At 58.0% G+C, this 17,180-nt stretch carries 12 protein-coding genes, 1 tRNA gene and 1 pseudogene; 5 read left to right on the top strand and 9 right to left on the bottom strand.

The features are described from left to right. Positions 1-866: 866 nt before the first annotated feature. The 5 genes from LE197_RS25645 (at position 867) to LE197_RS25625 (ending at position 8,951) form a co-directional block, all read left to right on the top strand. A complete protein-coding gene (locus tag LE197_RS25645; protein ID WP_058017355.1) occupies positions 867-3,131 on the top strand; it encodes a DotA/TraY family protein in 2,265 nt (754 codons plus the stop codon). Between the two features lie 604 nt (positions 3,132-3,735). Then, positions 3,736-4,776 (top strand): hypothetical protein, encoded by a 1,041-nt coding sequence (locus LE197_RS25640; protein WP_126605002.1) that lies wholly within the window; start codon positions 3,736-3,738, stop codon positions 4,774-4,776. 188 nt (positions 4,777-4,964) lie between these two features. Next, positions 4,965-6,173: a class I SAM-dependent DNA methyltransferase gene (locus tag LE197_RS25635; RefSeq protein WP_079753921.1), complete on the top strand. Its 1,209-nt coding sequence runs from the start codon at positions 4,965-4,967 to the stop codon at positions 6,171-6,173. Between the two features lie 16 nt (positions 6,174-6,189). After that, positions 6,190-7,920: a zinc ribbon domain-containing protein gene (locus LE197_RS25630; protein WP_058017354.1), complete on the top strand. Its 1,731-nt coding sequence runs from the start codon at positions 6,190-6,192 to the stop codon at positions 7,918-7,920. After that, positions 7,917-8,951 carry a hypothetical protein gene (locus tag LE197_RS25625; protein ID WP_126605000.1) on the top strand — a complete coding sequence of 345 codons (1,035 nt, stop codon included), beginning with the start codon at positions 7,917-7,919 and terminating at the stop codon, positions 8,949-8,951. The genes LE197_RS25630 and LE197_RS25625 overlap by 4 nt, the downstream gene beginning before the upstream one ends. 98 nt (positions 8,952-9,049) lie before the next feature. Here the strand turns inward: LE197_RS25625 and LE197_RS25620 are convergent, their stop codons facing one another. The 9 genes and pseudogenes from LE197_RS25620 to LE197_RS25580 all read right to left on the bottom strand — a co-directional run bounded on the left by LE197_RS25620 (position 9,050) and on the right by LE197_RS25580 (position 17,179). Next, complete coding sequence (locus LE197_RS25620; protein WP_058017352.1) at positions 9,050-9,442, bottom strand: hypothetical protein; 393 nt, start codon at positions 9,440-9,442, stop codon at positions 9,050-9,052. Positions 9,443-9,605: 163 nt separating this feature from the next. Then, complete coding sequence (locus LE197_RS25615; protein ID WP_058017351.1) at positions 9,606-10,721, bottom strand: site-specific integrase; 1,116 nt, start codon at positions 10,719-10,721, stop codon at positions 9,606-9,608. A gap of 95 nt (positions 10,722-10,816) precedes the next feature. After that, positions 10,817-10,892 (bottom strand) — tRNA-Phe (locus LE197_RS25610). Between the two features lie 113 nt (positions 10,893-11,005). Next, positions 11,006-12,088, bottom strand: coding sequence for an oxidoreductase (locus LE197_RS25605; protein ID WP_003123651.1), 1,083 nt, complete (start codon positions 12,086-12,088; stop codon positions 11,006-11,008). A gap of 27 nt (positions 12,089-12,115) precedes the next feature. Next, the gene (locus LE197_RS25600; protein ID WP_003096100.1) at positions 12,116-12,388 is read right to left on the bottom strand and encodes an oxidative damage protection protein; all 273 of its coding nucleotides are present in this window, start codon (positions 12,386-12,388) and stop codon (positions 12,116-12,118) included. 43 nt (positions 12,389-12,431) lie between these two features. After that, the gene (gene mutY, locus LE197_RS25595) at positions 12,432-13,499 is read right to left on the bottom strand and encodes an A/G-specific adenine glycosylase (protein ID WP_023108855.1); all 1,068 of its coding nucleotides are present in this window, start codon (positions 13,497-13,499) and stop codon (positions 12,432-12,434) included. Further along, entirely contained in the window at positions 13,496-15,748 is a 2,253-nt protein-coding gene (locus LE197_RS25590; RefSeq protein WP_023108854.1) for an AsmA family protein, read from the bottom strand. Before LE197_RS25590 ends, mutY begins: the two co-directional genes overlap by 4 nt. 93 nt (positions 15,749-15,841) lie before the next feature. Continuing rightward, positions 15,842-16,946 (bottom strand): annotated as a pseudogene (locus tag LE197_RS25585) (NAD(P)/FAD-dependent oxidoreductase). Then, positions 16,943-17,179 carry a hypothetical protein gene (locus LE197_RS25580; RefSeq protein ID WP_003112622.1) on the bottom strand — a complete coding sequence of 79 codons (237 nt, stop codon included), beginning with the start codon at positions 17,177-17,179 and terminating at the stop codon, positions 16,943-16,945. Before LE197_RS25580 ends, LE197_RS25585 begins: the two are co-directional and overlap by 4 nt. Between the last annotated feature and the right edge of the window lies 1 nt (position 17,180).

Here is a 17,180-nt window from a genome sequence, read left to right as displayed (position 1 = left end):
GCGAAAGGTGAATGTTTATGGGGTGGACGGTGAAAGGATATGGGATGAAAGGTGAAAACTTATGGGGGTATTGTGGTTTTTTATTGATTCTGTGATGTTAATAAAAATAAATTCTATTCGGGGTTTGTGATGTATTTTATTGGGCTAAAGCCCGAGCGATTTCGGTGTGGCGGAATTTTCCTCGGGGTTTAATAGGTCTTTTCCCATGGAAAACCCCGAGTGGGACAAGAGTCACTTAATTTTGCGCTTGTTGACGTACTGCTTGGCTATCGTGAGCATTTGAGCACCTGTCGAGATATTACAAAGGTTGCTCCAAATGAACGCGGTTACGATGACTCAGCAGAACCAGAAAGCAAAATTTGAACAAGACTTTTTGAATCGATTTGGTCCGTTAGTTTCCCAAAGCCAGCTTGCTGATCTATTGGGAATGACTGCCAGAGGGTTGAGCACATTTCTATGGCGCAAAACTGAGTTAGCTATAGGTATTCGTGAGTGTCGAGTTAAAGTTGGTCGAAGAGTGCTTTATCGCACTGTAGAAATTGCGGGGCTACTCGCATGCCAACAGTAAATTTCGATGCGATTCTAGGTTCTCCTGCATTCACGCGATTTACTCATCGTGCCTTTTATCTACTGTTGCTTCTGACTAACTTGGGAGCTCCACTAGGCCAGCATCGTGTTTGGGGTGGGTTACCAGGCTGGTGGGTGTTCCCCGCAACAGCCGTACTGGCCCTTTTGGCCGTGCAGCAGTATTTGTCCGGCGGGAGTCACTTTTATGCACTCGCCGGCATTCCGTATGCCCTGCTGTATGTGCATGACGCTCTTTGCACGCCTTTTGTGCTACCTCCGGCACAACGGAGAGAGGCCAGATGAGAAAATCGCTGCTGCTTTGCCTACTTCTGGCCGCATTTTTCGGGGGAGCAGCCCACGCTGAATCCTCAGGCGGACTAAACCAATTCACCCCGCCCCCGGGCGACACTTCCGTCGACTTCCTGGAGGAAGTGTTCGGCTCGATCGTGGGGGCTATCCACTCTGGCGGGAACGTGGAGGGCGGCGAGACCGAGGACGTGCTGGGCAGCATGATGTCCGTGTTCGGCGGTGCCGTGATGTTCTTGGGCATGATCTTTATCGCCTACACCACGATCAAAGGCACTGTTGACTCCGCTCAGGACGGCGAGGTCCTTGGCCGGAAGATGAGTGACATTTGGATCCCGCTGCGTACCGCCGCTGGCGGCGCCCTGCTGCTACCGCTTGGGCATGGCTATTCGCTTATCCAGATCATGGTGCTATGGCTCGCGATTCAAGGCGTCGGGGTGGGGGATGCAATCTGGAGCCAAGCCGTCGACCAGATTGGCAAGGACGGGATGCTATCGCGGCCGCTGATCCCTGACTCTCGACCGCTCGCGGCCAACATTCTGAAATTCGAAGTCTGCACCGCGGCGATGAACAAGCAGTTCGAGGCCTCTGGCCGGTCGACTCGCATCCAGGCTGTCGCATCCACCCGCAAGGTCGTCAATACAGGGGAGATCGACGTCGACATCACCGATGCCATACCGGTCTATGGCGGCATCAACATGGTGCAGAAATACAACAGGGCGAGCTATAACGTCACCGACTACAAGTGGAAGGCCAACGACAATTCCTACATCAACCCGGATGTGTGCGGCGCACTCACCTGGAGGCAATCATGGGAGGCCTCGGAGGGCAACAGCAACACCAAGGTCATCAAAGAGCCGATCCTCGCGGCACACGCTAAAGCCATCCAGCAGATGATCCAAGATATCCGGCCGACGGCACAGCAGATCGTCGCCGGGCAAAAACCGGCCCCTGGCGTGATTGACGCCGCGGCGAACACCTACGAAAACTCGCTTCGCGCCGCCGCCAAGACTGCAGTGATGCAAACCAGTGATCGCGCTGCAGCGGACTTCCTCAAGGCCGCCAAGGACGGCGGCTGGCTGTTCGCCGGCACCTGGTACAACCACATCGTCAAAATGAACGACGTGATGCAATCCACGTTGAACGGTCTGCCGGCGGCTGATCCCATTGCCATCGTCGACAAGGAGACCAACGAGACACTTCAGACATACGCCGACGTCATGCTCACCGCCGACGAGTATGCCAAGCACCGCGTCGACTCGCTCCGGAACACCTACTACGCCGAGACCAACGTGCGAGAGCCCCGTGACGGCGAAGGGGCCTGGGAGTACGTCAAGAAGATGATGTCGGCCCCGTTCATGGGCGCGATCAACCAGATGACGCAGAGCATCGCCGGCTCCAACCTCAACCACATGAGCCAGATGAAAAGCTTCGGCGACGTTATCGTCACCATAGGGGAGGTAATGCTCGCTGCGATGGCCGGAGTGAGTGGAGCTGCAAATTCGCTGGCGGCCAAGGTCACTGTGGGAAGCGTCTTCGACGTAGGAGCCGTAATTCAGTTTGCGTCTGGCCTCGTGACGACGTTGGTGCTGTTGTTGTTCTTTTTCGGTGTGACGTTGAGCACCTATGTACCCATGATTCCCTTTATCACCTGGACGACCTCGATTGTGAACTGGTTCGTTCTGGTGCTGGAGTCTGTTATTGCCGCTCCGCTGTTCGCTGTCGCGCACATCCACCCGGACGGTGATGACACGGTCGGACGTGCGGGCCAGGGTTACATGATGATCCTCTCGCTCGTGATGCGGCCTGCCCTGATGCTATTCGGCTTGGTTGGAGGGATGTTGCTCACCCAGCCTATCGTCGGCTACATCAATGCGGCCTTCATGTCTGTCGTCTCGGGGATCCAGGCGGACAGCATGACCGGCATGGTGAGCTTCATCGCCTACGTGGCCATCTACGTTGTGATCATGACTACGGTCGTGCACATCGTCTTCAGTCTGATTCACTGGGTACCGGACAATATTCTGCGCTGGATCGGCCAAGGCGCTACCGGAGGTATCGCTGACGCAGAGCGCACCGGTGATGGTGGTCAGGACGTGTTTGTGGCAGGGGTTAGGGAAAGCAAGCACGGGGCTGCTGGTGGCCTGGGTGGTGGGGCGAAACATGGCAATAGGCCAGACAACTCTACTCCTGGCGCTACTGGCCGAGGCATGCCAGACAACAACACACTGTTGGGCGGCCCGCCTCCCGGAGGTTAATTACCTCCGGGCGCGTGAACTTGGCCCCTCATATCCGCGATCTTCTAGATATCTATCAAAGGCCTTCTGGCGAAGCGAGTCTCTGTTTTCCTTTGACAGTAGTGGAGAGTTAGGTGAGGTCCTTCTTAACTCTTCCAACAACAGAAGCAAAACATAGTTATTCGCTTCAAAGTGGCCTTGCATGATTTCGATACGTTCATTCAAGGCGTTCACTTGATGCTTCAGGTTCTCTGAATGCAAACGCCATTCATTAATTGCAGCTTCGTATGATGCTTGGGTTGCGCGAGAGTGCGCGTAACCAGCAGATAGACCAACTTGATATCCGGAGGATGACATTGAAAGTCTCCATGCACGAGGCGATGAGAGTATTCAAGCAAAGTGATCTCAGATGTACAAGCATTAGCCAAAGAAAAAGTCGCATGTGACCTAAAAGCCGATGAGTCATGTGTGACCTAAAAATGATAGGTCGTAAGTGACCTAAAAAGAAAACACATTCACGCAGCTGCGTGAATGTGGGCACCGGTCGCCGGAACGGCGATTCGCGTAGCGAAAGGTGCCCTATTAGCCAGCCAACTCAATCGAGTTAGGTCACAGGAAAAATTTTATGAAGACCCAAGCTGAGATTTACGAGCTCGTAAGAGCCGGGCGCAAGCGGATGAAAGAATTGCCTTCCAGAAATCTATCTAAGTCGACTGATGACGGCTATGTCCGCGAGTACAACCGACTTGTTGGCGATGAGGGTGCTGAGCCAGAAAAGCTATGGTCTGCTATTTGCAGAACTAGCAGTAAGTCGACCTACCGAAGAAGAGTGGCTGCAGTAATGCACTGCTGCAGATCCCAACTATTAGAGGCATTGCGAAGTCAAGACGCGGCTCAGCGCGCAGGGGATATGAGCAGTCTGATAGAACATGTGTCAGTAATTGAAGGGGTGATAGGAATCATAAATATTGTCGAGCAGCACAAGGGAAAGAGCCCTCTCGAAACCACAGTGAGACGAAAATCAAAACGGTCTGACTTGAAAAAATTACCGAATAATTGGCGTGAGCAGCTGTACAAGCAGTTCGCACTTAGTAGGTACGCTATGGCCTATCTGGTTGAGGCGGTGTCTGGATGCCGACCAGGTGAGCTTGAGAAGGGCGTCAAAGTTATTTGTACCGAAGAAGGCAGGCTGATAATCCGGATCGATAATGGTGTCAAGGTTACTGAAGAGAGAGGGCAGCCTTGGCGAGAAATCAGTTATCAACTTGACCAGGGCGCGCACCCATTGATCAGGGCTCTCTTTGATGCCTGCAGAAAGCCAGAAGACGTAGGTGAGGTCGAGATGGTTGTGCGCATTGAGAAAAGCACCAACTGGCGGGCAGCACTATCGTCGGCTGGACGGAAGCTCTGGCCGCAGTTGCCATTCAGAATCTGTCCCTACCATCTCCGAAATGCGGCGGCTAGCGATTTTAAGCGCTCAGATCTGAGTGACGAGAAGGTCTCGGCAGCTCTAGGTCACTGTGTAAACAAAACAGCTAGCCTGTACGGGCAGTTTCAAATCGGGCGGGGGGGAAAGGGATTAAGCCCCGAGATGGTCAATGCTGCTCGTCCCGTTCTGGACACGCGCAGTTCTGTTCCAACAGTGTGCCTGTCCAATGCGCGGTAGCACGCCTAGCGCCGCTGAGCCCCACGCTCGTGCGCCCAGCGAGGGCCTGCTAGGGCCAGTGGCAAGCCTTCAGCAAGGAGAAAGCATCGAATCTCTACAACGGTACCAGCCCGTGGCACAATTGCTCCCATGCAGGGGCCGAGAGGCATCACGCCTCACCGAGTCACCATTTTTTGCGGGTTCACAGAATGCTATCTCCATTTGGCTCTCTCAGCGATCCATTGGGCAGGTACTATACAAAAGAGACTATCAGCAAGCTTTTGGTCTCTGAATTGTCGGCGACAGAGCCGAAGCTGATCCTAGATCTTGGATGCGGTGACGGTGCTTTGTCTCGCGCAGCAGCGTCCAGATGGATAGATGCTCTATACGTTACTGTCGATATCGACAGTAAGCCTGAAATATTTTCGTCAGATGAAGCTGGGCTATCAGTCAAGCACTTGCATCATCATGCAGATGCGCTTTCGCCTGATCTAATCCGATCCATTGGAATCGCACCTGAGTCCGTTGACCTTGCACTTTGCAACCCTCCTTTCGTCAAGAAAAAATGGCAAGCAGGATACGACGCAATCCTTAAGTCAGCTGGACTAAGCGTTGATGTAAAAGCCGTAAGACATGCTTCGGCAGAATTCATTTTCATTGCACAGAATTTGACCTCTCTTAGACCGGGCGGCCAGCTTGGTCTGATTGTTCCTGACGGCTTTGTGTCTGGAGAGAAGAATAAATCACTTAGGCAATCTATCCTAAATGAGAACTCAATAGACACTGTAATAAAACTTCCGCGCAACATGTTTGTCGGTACAGAAGCTCAGGCTCATATAATAATAATTACTAAGGGTGGAGCAGCGGAGGGTCCGATCAAAGTCAAGAGTTTCATGGGGCTAGGGAATGAAAAACAGACCGTTCTCATTGATCCCAAGGATGCCATAAATACATTAGACTACGATTACTATTCGATATCGTCGGTTCAGAGAAATAAAGCCGGAGTGCGCCTTAAAGATCTGGGATGCGAAATTGTTCGTGGTAGATTAAATTCAAAGGAAGCGAGACAGTCAGGATTCGATGTGCTGCATACAACAGGTCTGCGCCCTTGGGAGCTTTCCATAAACCTGCCTCACGGAAACTATACTTCTTCTCCTGGCTTAGTTTTGGCGGAAGCAGGAGATATACTTGTCGCCCGTGTTGGGCGAGACTTGCATGCTCGGATCTGTATGGTCAAATCGGGCTGTATGCCAATAACCGACTGCATTTATCGCTTGCGTCCACCGATTGCGCTAAGAGAGCAGGTTTTTCATTCGCTCATATCGGATATAGGTAGATATTTTATAATGTCCCGCGCACATGGCGTAAGCGCAAGGCATCTCCCAAGGGACTACCTTCTAGATCTTCCAATTTACTAAGGGAACCTCCAAGGCAATGGAAACCGAGATCAACGAAAAAGAAATCGATATTGCTTTAGAGCAAAGAGCCGATTACATAACAAGCAAAGAGCTCAAGGACGGAACTGCGACAAGCGATTTCTTTGACGAAATAATTTCAACTCTACTAAAGAAGCAAACAACGCTTATTGTCGGTCCGCGTGGTTGCGGGAAAACGCACATGATGCGCTATGCTTCAATTTTATGTAAAGATGATGTAAAAAAACCTCTAGCAATCTATGTTTCTTTCAATAGGTATTATCGGCTAGAGCCTATGCTGATTAGTCGCGCCAATGCGATAAACTTGTTCCATACATGGGTGTTGTCCCGGATAATTGTCGCAGCACACGAGACTTTGGCTGAGCAGGATGAAGTATTTTCCGAAGATGAGCTGCAGGAAGCGCTAGAATATATTGATATAAGCGATCTTCAGAATTTAATTGCTAAGCTTGAGCGCAGTCTGCCTCTTACGCAAGATGAACTAGACCTCGCAAATAGCATCACCCTGCACACCACCAAGAAAATAATTGATAACCACACTGGCCTTGGGAACAGACCCCGAGCGATTCTACTCCTAGATGATGCAGCCCTAACACTCACCCCAGAGTACATGGCTGAGTTCTTTGAGATATTCCGTAGCATAAAGAGTCCTTACATATCCCCTAAGGCCTCCGTTTATCCAGGAACGACTGAGTATGGAGCGAGATTTCATCCGACGCAGGAGGGTGGGTTTGAGCATGTTTGGCTGTCCGTCTCTAGTCCGCACTATATTGAAACAATGCTCTCTATCGCAGCTCATAGAATCCCTGATTTTTCGAGCATCCCTGATGAGATCCGCCAATACTTAGCCTATGCCGCTTTTGGAATACCAAGGGCCTATTTGCATATGATAATGGAGTTTCAGAAGAAAAAATTCTCCACTGTTCAGCAAGGTCTGAACAGGATAGTCCAAAGCCATACCGAGGCACGAATCGAAGAGTTTTTAACTCTCGCAATAAAAGCCCCGAAATTAAAAACGATAATAGAGCAGGGGAACGCACTTTTCAGTAAGCTTGTCCTGCTTCTAAAAGAGTTCAACGATAAGTTGGCCCCCTCGGGGACTAAGCAGCTGCTTATCGGGATAACAGGGATAAAGGACCAGCCAATGGTTGAGCGTATGTTCAATCTTCTTATAGAAGCTGGACTTCTTTATCCGGTAGCAGAAAAGGTCTCGCATGGCGAAGACCGAAAATATGACAGGTATACCCCTCACATTGCTGCACTTTTGCACGAGCGAGCCTTTTCTGCGAAGGCTAGAGGCTGGTCTGCACGAATAGTTGTCGACAAAATAAATCAAAAAACCAGTAGGCAACCTTTACGGCGCTCTGTCTCAAGTCTGTTTTCCTCAGAAGAACTTTCGTCGCTGAAGTTTGATCTGCCAGCTTGTTCGACTTGTGGTAAGGAAAGAATTACAGCAACGCAAAAATATTGTCATCACTGCGGTGCCGAGCTGCTTGATAGCTCAACCTTCGAAACCTGCATGTCACTCCCCCTGCACGAAGTCCCAGGCTTAACAAAATGGACTGTCGCAAAGCTAAAGCAAGAGCTACCGCGTTTCAAAACTATCGGCGACCTGCTATCAGTCCAGGACCCCGGTACTGAACTACGAAAAATACACAGGGTAGGTCAGGCACGCGCAGAGAAAATCATTAGGCTCGTAACCAGCTTCGTTGATGAGTTCCTGCAATGACCATACAAACACCAGGAAGTAGCACTTCATCGGCCGATTATTCAGCGATCGTCAAGGTCACGCCTTTTACCCAAATTCTTTCTACAGAGGCGCTTTTTGACAAAAGCCACAAGCTGAGCAAATTATCCCCAATAGATGAGTTTATTGAGAATGCTAACAAATTAAATTTACTCTGGATTAATCAAGATGAAATCTCTAGTGAGTTTGCTAGTATTCTTTTTCTAGGGTATTTTTCGGCGGTAGAAAGTTATGTTCGTGCACTTGTAAGAACCTTAATACAGACTGATATTTACTCTCAGAAGTGCGCGGAAAACCAGCAGATTACTTTCGGGGCGGCTCTGCACCATAACAAGCAGCTCCTTCCAGAGGCTCTGATGGATAATCATTCATTTACGGCCTCTGAAAACATACTTAAGACATTCAAGAGCCTCACTGATATAGAGTTGGTTATTGATGAGGCTATCACAACTGAGCTGGACAAAATATGCCAGCTAAGACATTGCTGCGTGCATAGATTTGGCAAGCTTGGTGCAAAGAACGCCATGGCCCTTGGTCTGACCTCGCATAGCAAACTTTTTGAGAAGCCTTTAACGCTAAGTAGAGATGATCTGCTCTTGGTGTCCAGTACGCTAAGGTCTGTTGTTAAGACAATTAATAACGCTGCATATAAAGCCGTCTTAGATAGAACATTCCCTACGGTCCCAGTTGGCAAGGGCGATAAAAAGAGATTGCCTAAGTCGTTATGGTCAAAAGACTATGAGGCAGACAAGGAACTTTTCATAAAATACTACAAAGTGTTCTCCTCAACAAATAAAGACGAATCACCGAAGATGAAGGAGATGTACACGCGCTTCATCGCGGAAAAAGAACAGGCTCTGCAGAAAATATCTAAAGGTGCGGCCAAGAAACCTAATATTCCGCAGGGCCAAGGTGATGCTAATGGCCACCCGCAAGGCGATACTAGTCACCAGCAGGAAAATAACGCTGTTGATGTACCTCAAGAGCAAGTGGCTCAAGAAGGCGCGAAATAGCTGCAGAACTGTCTTTCCGGCATCCCTGCCGGCGCTGGTGGCCAGGCCCCGGGCAAAAAGCCGCCCGGGGCCTGGCGCGGCATCCATGCCTCACCAGCTCACTTGCGCCGCTCGGCAGCGTAGTGTCTGGTCTGGTAGGGCAGGATTGCCTTGGTGTTCGGGGTTTCGGTCTCGTCCAGGTCCCAGGCATTGAGCAGATCCACCATCGACCCTCCCTCAAAACTAACTTTCAGGTCTACCAGGTCGCGTAGCGCCCGCTGGCGTTCGAGCTCTATGCAGGGGTAACGACGGATCACATCCAGGGCGAACCTGGCGCGGCGCTGCTGGATGCCCTCCAGGGCCTCCAGGGCGCGTTTCAGCGAGGGGAGAGGGTCTGGGGCGTACCAGACGAACAATGCGACCTCGATCAGCGTCTCAGGCGCAGCCTGGCCCAAGGGCGCCCTGGCCAAAGTAATCAGCGCGGTTATCGAATTCTCTGACTGCTCTGTCATGAGAAGGCCCTTCGGTACGTTTTAGCTCGCTGAGCATACGCTCGGACTGGCCCAATGGCTTAAATCGAGCTGGTGAGGCATGGATGCCGCGCCAGGCGCCGGGCGGCTTTTTGCCCGGGGCCTGGCCACCAGCACCGGCAGGGATGCCGGAGGCGGGCTTGAGTCAGGCGCTAGGCCTTGCGCCCAGGCGCAGCTGGTCGATGTTATCTAGTGCTTTGACCAGGTCTTTTGCTCGAAGGTGTGTGTAGCGCTTGAGCGTTTGCATCGACTTGTGCCCGCTGATTGCTGCAACTTGCTGATCAGTGAGCTGGCCGCTTTCTACGAGCCTGCTCACGGCTTCATGCCTAAGGTCATGGAACCGGAAATCCGACATGCCGAGCCGCTTTTTCATCCCATTCCAGACTTTCGAGAAGACATAGGGCCTTCTCTTTTTGTCCTTGCCTGGTTCGCCGAAGAATATGAGATCGGTATCAATGGGGCGTATGGGGTTCTCTAGCGCCTCTTGGAAGGCTTGGGTTGCTGCTTGGGTCAGCGGTACGGTGCGGCTTTCCCCGTTTTTCGTGTCCAGGAGCTTCACCACGCGTTTTTTGACGTCTACCTGATGCCTACGTAGTGAGGTGATCTCTGAGGAGCGCATGCCGGTCTCCACGGCGATCCTGACTATCCATCCCAGCATTGGATTGTGGTAGGCGTTTACAGCCTGGAACAGCTTCCGCTCTTCGTCCAGGGTGAGTCGTCGGTCGCGTCCCTCCCCAGGGCTTGGCTTGCGGATATTCAGTACGGGATTTTGGGGGAGTCCGATTCGCCATTCTTGAATGGCCACCGTGAAGAGGTTGCTGAGTAGGGCCAGCTCGAGGCGGACGGTGTTGGCGCTAACGGTTCTAACGGCAACGTCGCTGCCTTCCTTGTATTTGGTGCGGACGGGTTCTTTCAGGCGCTTGTCGCGGTACTCGGCGATCACGTCGGCTGAGAGCGCGGCGAGGGAATACTTGCCGAGGTGGCGGATGAGCGCGGCGGCCTTGGTCTGCTCGGCTTTTTGCGTGGAGGCTTTCTTGGTCGGGGTGACTTCCTCTAGGTAGCGCCCTAGGGCTTTTTCTAGAGTCATCTTCTCGGAAGGGGAGCGGCGCAGATATACACCGCGAACCATCTCGTCCTCAGTGGAGCGAGCCCAGTCATCGGCATCACGTTTGGTGCGAAAGGTCTTGGAAGCCGTGGGCCACCCTTGCTTGCGGATGACAGCTTTCCAAGTACCAGAGGGAGTTTTTACGATTGTCGCCATCATTATCTCCAGTAGCAAAGTGCCGGCACTGTACCGAAACTGTACCACTGGAGCGTGGGACTGAACCAAGCGTTGCGCTAAGTCCTTGAAATTAGTGGTGCCCAGGGACGGAATCGAACCGCCGACACGGGGATTTTCAATCCCCTGCTCTACCAACTGAGCTACCTGGGCAACGGGGCGCAATTAAACGGGTTTAGCGCGGCAGTGTCAACACCGGCGAAGAAATTTTTTTTGTTTTTTAACGCCTTACGATCCCCTCGCGGTTTCCGCCGGACTGCCGGGCCTCAGTTCCAGGCCTGGCGTTCCTCGTCGCGCAGCTCCACCGGCAGGCTCCGGCCTTCCTCGGCGGAGCGTCGTGCCAACTCCAGCAGGGCCATCAGCGCGCAGGCCTGTTGCGCCGACACCGGGTTGCGCGACTGGCCGCGGATGGCGGCGGCCAGCGCCTGGTAGTAGCGGCTCTGGTCGCCCGCCGGGGTGACCAGCGACTGGCGCAGGCCCTGGCCATCGATGTGCTGCAGCAGGTCGGGATCGCGGCCCCAGCCGGCGGAACCGGGGTGCAGTCCCTGGAGCAGTTGCGCTTCCTGGATGTCGGCGCCGGCCTTTAGCAGGCTGCCGTGGTCGCCGTGCACATTGAAGCGTGGCGCCGGATTGGCGGCGAGCATGCTGGCGCGCAGCGCTACCTGGCAGTGCGGATAATCGAGCAGGACCTCGAACCAGTCGTCGGTCTGCGCACCCTCGCGCAGCCGGCGCAGGTGTCCGTGCACACGCTGCGGTACGCCGAACAGGCACAGTGCCTGGTCGAGCAGGTGCGGGCCGAGGTCGAACCACAGCCCGGAGCCGGGCAGGTCGTGTTCGCGCCAGCGGTCGCGGACCTGCGGACGGAAGCGCTCGATGGCCGACTCGAAGTAGCGCACCGGGCCGATGCTGCCGGCCTGCAGGGCGGCCTCCACGGCGAGGAAGTCGCTGTCGAAGCGCCGGTTCTGGAACACCGAGAGGACCTGCCCAGGCCGTTCACGGGCGAGGTCGGCGAGGCGCCGGGCTTCGGCCAGGGTGACGGTGAACGGCTTGTCCACCACCACGTGCTTGCCGGCGCGCAAGGCCCGTTCGGCGAGGCTGGCGTGGGTGGCATTGGGCGAGGCGATGACCACCAGGTCGATGTCGGCGGCCTCGATGGCCTCATCCGGATCGGCGCTGACCCGGGCTTCGGGCAGGTCGGCGTGCACCCGCCCAGGGTCGCGGGAGACCACGTGCTCCAGGCACAACGCCGGTACCGCGCGGATCAGCGGGGCGTGGAAGGTCTTGCCGGCGAAGCCGTAGCCGATCAGCGCGGTGCGGATCGGAGGCAGGCCAGAGAGGGATGGGGTCATGGCGGCCTCCGTCGGGCGGGGTGGGGGTCAGGCGGATGGCGGCACGTAGCCGTCGGCCTTGGCGTAGTCCTCGCCGGAGAGGAACTTGTCCATCTCCTGCTGGAGGAACTTGCGGTCCTCGGCGTTCATCATGTTCAGGCGACGCTCGTTGATCAGCATGGTCTGGTGCTTCTGCCACTCGTCCCAGGCCTTGCGCGACACGTTGTTGTAGATGTCCTCGCCCTTCGCGCCAGGATACGGCGGGCGGTCGAGGCCGGGCAGCTCTTCGTGGTACTTGCGGCACATCACGGTGCGGCTCATGGTCGTTCTCCTGCAGTTGCCGCCGGGCCCGCGGGCCCGGCATTCACGCGGTCGTGCCGCGTCCGAGTTCCTGTTCTGCGCGCTTGAGCAGCTTCTTCACCGGAGCGGCGAGGCCCAGGCGCGGCGGGGTGGCGAGGTTATACCAGAGCCAGTCGCCCTCGGCCACGGCGCGCGGAGCGCCTTCCACCGCCACCAGCCAGGGCTCGATGGCGAGCTGGAAATGACTGAAGGTATGGGTCAGGCCGCTCAGTTCGCGGCGCTCGCCGAGGGCCAGGGAATGGCGCGCGGCGAGCGGTTCGAGGCCGTCGAGGTCGTCCAGTTCGGGGAGGCTCCAGAGCCCGCCCCAGAGTCCGCTGGAAGGCCGCCGGTAGAGCAGTACGGCGCCGTCGCGGTTGGCCAGGATCGGCATCAGCGTGCGCTTCTGCGGCAACGCCTTGCGCGGCTTGGGCTGCGGATAATCGGCTTCGCGGCCGAGCAGGTGCGCGCGGCAGCCCGAGACCAGCGGGCAAAGCAGGCAACTGGGCTTGCTGCGCGTGCAGAGGGTGGCGCCGAGGTCCATCATCGCCTGGGTGTAGTGGTTGACCCGTGCGTGCGGGGTGAAGCGTTCGGCGGCTTCCCACAGCGCCCTGGCCACCTTCGGTTCGCCGGGATAGCCGTCCTGCGCCAGGTAGCGCGCCAGTACGCGCTTGACGTTGCCGTCGAGGATCGGTGCGCGCAGGCCCATCGACAGGCTGGCGATGGCTCCAGCGGTGGAGCGGCCGATGCCGGGCAGTTCGGCGAGTTGCTCGACGTCGCGGGGGAACTCCCCCGCATGCCGCTCGACCACGATCTGCGCGGTCTTGTGCAGGTTGCGCGCACGGCTGTAGTAGCCGAGCCCGGTCCACAGGTGCAGGACTTCGTCCTCGGCCGCCGCGGCCAGTGCCTCGACGTCGGGCAACGCTGCCATGAAACGGTCGAAGTAACCGAGCACGGTGCTGACCTGGGTCTGCTGCAGCATGATTTCCGAGACCCACACCCGGTAGGGGGTGATGCCCTGCTGCCAGGGCAGATCCTTGCGACCGTGACGGTCGTACCAGTCGAGGACCGCGCCGTTGAAGCCTTCAGGTGTCATTTGCGGTTGAACAGCCCTTTGAGTGCGTCTTTCAGCTCCGGACTGACCTTGTCGCCGAGCTTCTCTTCGAGTTTTTCGTTGAGGCGATTGCCGGCCAGTTTCGCGGCGACCTTGCCCAGGCCTTCCTTGTCCAGGCGGCAGGCCTTGGCGCCGAGTTCCAGCGGGCCGCGGCAGAGCAGCGGCCATTCGATGCCGGCGTAGCGCTGGTTGACCTGGCAGGCCGGGTCCGGCATGTCGCTCTTGTCGCCCTGGATCTCCACGCCGATGCGATAGTCCATGCCCAGCACGCGCAGGTCGATATCGCCGTGGCCGCTGACCGCCAGGCCGGGAATGGCCACTTTCAGGTCAGGGTTGCTGGCCACGCCGTTGGTGAAGTTCAGGCTGCCCTTGAGCTCGCGGAAAGGCGTGTCCTTGCCGCCGTGAGTACCGGCAAGGGCCTTGCGGTTGAGGGTAGCGATGCCCTGGCAGAGCTGTTGCTCCAGGTTGGCGTCGGGCAGCACGCCGTTGATCAGGCTGAAGCGTGCGTTGCCGTTGAGATGGTCGATCCAGGATTTCTCGCTGTTGCCGCTGGTGCGGATGTCGGCATCGAGGTCGAGCAGCCCCTTCACCGGCGGTTTCTTGCCCTGGGCTTCGAGCAGGCGCTCCACCGGCACGTTGGCGATGTGCTTGGTGGCGGTCAGCACGGCGCTGTCCTGGCGTACATCGAGGTTGGCCTTGGCGTTGAAGCGGCCGTTGTACAGCCCGCCGCGCATGTCGTCGAGGCTGATCACGCCGCCCTGGCCGCGCAGCTTCAGGCTGGCGTCGTCGATCGGCAGCTTCTCGACGGTCAGCCGGCCGAAGTTCAGCGCCACGTCCAGGTCGAGCTTGCGCAGGGTCGCGATGGGCAGCAGCGGCGCGTCGCTCCAGGCCTGCCTGGTCGGTTTTTCCGGTAGCGGCGTGTTGCCCTGGGCGGCACTGGCCACGGTGGCGTCGACTTCCGCCTTGCGCGTGGCGCTGGCGGCATCCTGGGCTTGCTTGGCCTTGGCCGGCAGGTAGCGGTCGAGGTCGAGCTTGTCGCCCTTGAGCTGGGCGCGCAGCGATTGCCTGGCGAAATCGGCGATGCCGAAGCGGCCGCTGAAGGCAGTGTCGTCCAGACCCAGCTTGAGGTCTTCGAGATTCAGGCTGTTGCGGCTGCCGGCCAGGCGGGTGTTCAGCTCGAACTTGCCGAGGGTGTTGGCATCGGCCGTGGCCGGCAGGGTCACACCGATGCCGGCGAGGAACTCGCGCAGGTTCATCGGCGCGATCGACAGGCCGCCGCTGAACTTGGTGTCCTTGTCCAGCTCGCGGGCCTTCAGTTCGCCGAGGGCGCGCAACTGGTTGACGCTCAGCTTCAGGCCGTTCCACTCGGCGATCTGCGCCGACTGGTCGAGCAGCAACTGGCCCTGGGCGGAGAAGGTGGCGGTCTTGCCTTGCAGCGGCTCGCCCGAGGCTTCGCCGGAGAGCCTGGCGTCTTCCAGTTGGTAGCGCCTGAGCGCGGTGTCGAAGCGCAGGTTGCCGGTCAGCTCGGTCTTGACCCGTACCACCGGCTGGTTGGTGCCGAGGTAGGCGTTGAGCTTCAGCGGAATGCTGCTGCCTTCGCGAATGGCGCCGGTGCTCAGCTCGATGCCCTCGACGTTGTACTGCTTGCCGCTGGCTTCGTCGGTATAGGTGACGCGGGCGTTGTTGACGTTGAGGCTGTCGATGTCGAGCTTGATCGGGGTACGCGGGCTGTCGTTCTGCGGCGCCTGCTCCGGTGCCTGCGCCTGGGCGCCCTTGCCGTCCGCTGCCGGCGGGGTGGCGGAAGGAGCGGCCGGGGCCTGGGGCTGGGCCGGCTTGCCGATGTTTTCCCAGTTGCCCTTGCCCTGCTTGTCGCGGACCAGGTCCAGGCTCAGGCCTTCGACGCGGATCGCGCTCATCTGCACGTCCTTGCGCAGCAGCGGCAGGACCCGCACCGACAGGCCGAGCATCTGCAGGTCGGCGAACGGCTTGGTCGGCGTGGCGGCGCTGGCGATGCTGGTGTCGTGCAGCTCCAGGCCCAGCCAGGGGAACAGGCTCCAGCCGATGTCGCCCTTCAGGTCCAGCTCCAGGTTGGCCTTGTCGCGGGCGATCTGGCGGATTTCGTCCTTGTAGTCATTGGGATCGAACAGGTGGGTCAGGGCGAAGCCCAGGGCCACGACGAGCAGTAAGAGTCCCAGGAAGAACAGCCCCAGGACCTTGCCGAATGCTTTCATGGACGAATCCTTTGTGCTGGCAGCGGTGAATGTGCGGGCGAGTATAACAACGCCGTTTTGCCAGGCCGACCCTGCGCGCGGCGAAACCTCGTCTCAGAGTGCGCGGGCGACCCGTTCGGCGAGCGCCAGGCTGGCGGTGAGGCCGGGCGACTCGATGCCGAACAGGTTGACCAGGCCGGGCAGGCCGTGTTCGGCAGGGGTTTGGATGATGAAGTCGGCGGCGGGTTCCCCCGGCCCGCCGAGCTTGGGCCGGATGCCGGCGTAGCCGGCGGCCAGGCGCCGAGGATCGATGCCGGGGAAGTAGCGCGAGATGGCCTGGGCGAAGGCGGGGCGGAGGGATTCGTCGACGCGGTAGTCGAGGTTGTCCACGTAATTCACGTCGGGACCGAAGCGCAACTGGCCGCCGAGGTCGAGGGTGGCGTGGATGCCGAGCCCGGCGGTGCGCGCCTCGGGCATCGGGTAGACCAGGTGGCGGAACGGCGAGCGGCCGCTGTAGGAGAAATAGCGCCCCTGGCACAGGTGCAGCGCCGGCACCTGGCGCGGATCGAGGCCTTCGGTGCGTTGCGCCAGCGCCTGGGCGAACAGGCCGCCGGCATTGACCACCCAGCCCGCGCGCAACCGGAACGCTTCGCCGACGCTCTGTCCTTCGGCGCGCCAGCCGCCGGCGTGGCGCTCCAGGCGGTCGACCCGGGTGTCCAGCGCCAGTTGTGCGGTGGCGTTCGGCGACGGCCTGCAGCGATTGCAGGTAGGCGTGGCTGTCGATGATTCCCGTGCTCGGCGAGAGCAGGGCGGCGACCCCGCGGACCTGGGGCTCCAGCGCGCGCAGCGTGGTGCCGTCCAGCGGCATCAGGTCGTCGACCCCGCAGGCGCGTGCGTTGGCCGCCAGGGCCTGGAGCCTCTCGCGCTCGTTTTCCTCCACCGCCACCAGCAGCTTGCCGATGCGCCGGTGGCCGACGCCGTGGCGGGCGCACCAGGCGTACAGGCGTTCGCGGCCTTCCAGGCAGAGATCGGCCTTGAGCGAGCCGGGCGGGTAGTAGAGGCCGGCGTGGATCACTTCGGAATTGCGACTGGAGGTGTGGCTACCGACCAGCCGTTCGCGCTCCGCCACCAGTACGCCGTGGCCGGCTTCGGCCAGGCGCGCGGCGCAGGCCAGGCCGAGGGCGCCGGCGCCGACTACCAGTACGTCGACGTCGTTCATGCGTCGCTGGCTGCGCGCTGCAGCACGGCGACGATCGCTGCCCGCGCCTGCGGGCTGTTCTTCCAGCAACTGGAGCCGGTCAGGGCCGCGCCCTGGGCGAGGATACTCGCGGCGTCGCAGTCGCGCAGCCGGACGAAGCTGTCAAGGCCCATCTGCTCCAGGCGTTGCAGCACGGTCGGGCCGACCCCCTTGAGGGCAAGCAGGGCGGCGCGTTCGGCGGAGGAAAAGGACATG

The sequence above is a fragment of the Pseudomonas sp. PS1(2021) genome (genome assembly GCF_020405165.1).
Taxonomy (GTDB): Bacteria; Pseudomonadota; Gammaproteobacteria; order Pseudomonadales; family Pseudomonadaceae; genus Pseudomonas; species Pseudomonas aeruginosa.
This window is presented reverse-complemented; position numbering and strand designations above follow the sequence as displayed.

Bases quoted from the DNA above. Each gene is read 5' to 3' on its own strand.
- LE197_RS25645 (WP_058017355.1), top strand. From the start codon at position 867: ATGAGAAAATCGCTGCTGCTTTGCCTACTTCTGGCCGCATTTTTCGGG.
- LE197_RS25640 (WP_126605002.1), top strand. From the start codon at position 3,736: ATGAAGACCCAAGCTGAGATTTACGAGCTCGTAAGAGCCGGGCGCAAG.
- LE197_RS25635 (WP_079753921.1), top strand. From the start codon at position 4,965: ATGCTATCTCCATTTGGCTCTCTCAGCGATCCATTGGGCAGGTACTAT.
- LE197_RS25630 (WP_058017354.1), top strand. From the start codon at position 6,190: ATGGAAACCGAGATCAACGAAAAAGAAATCGATATTGCTTTAGAGCAA.
- LE197_RS25625 (WP_126605000.1), top strand. From the start codon at position 7,917: ATGACCATACAAACACCAGGAAGTAGCACTTCATCGGCCGATTATTCA.
- LE197_RS25620 (WP_058017352.1), bottom strand. From the start codon at position 9,442: ATGACAGAGCAGTCAGAGAATTCGATAACCGCGCTGATTACTTTGGCC.
- LE197_RS25615 (WP_058017351.1), bottom strand. From the start codon at position 10,721: ATGGCGACAATCGTAAAAACTCCCTCTGGTACTTGGAAAGCTGTCATC.
- LE197_RS25605 (WP_003123651.1), bottom strand. From the start codon at position 12,088: ATGACCCCATCCCTCTCTGGCCTGCCTCCGATCCGCACCGCGCTGATC.
- LE197_RS25600 (WP_003096100.1), bottom strand. From the start codon at position 12,388: ATGAGCCGCACCGTGATGTGCCGCAAGTACCACGAAGAGCTGCCCGGC.
- mutY (WP_023108855.1), bottom strand. From the start codon at position 13,499: ATGACACCTGAAGGCTTCAACGGCGCGGTCCTCGACTGGTACGACCGT.
- LE197_RS25590 (WP_023108854.1), bottom strand. From the start codon at position 15,748: ATGAAAGCATTCGGCAAGGTCCTGGGGCTGTTCTTCCTGGGACTCTTA.
- LE197_RS25580 (WP_003112622.1), bottom strand. From the start codon at position 17,179: ATGTCCTTTTCCTCCGCCGAACGCGCCGCCCTGCTTGCCCTCAAGGGG.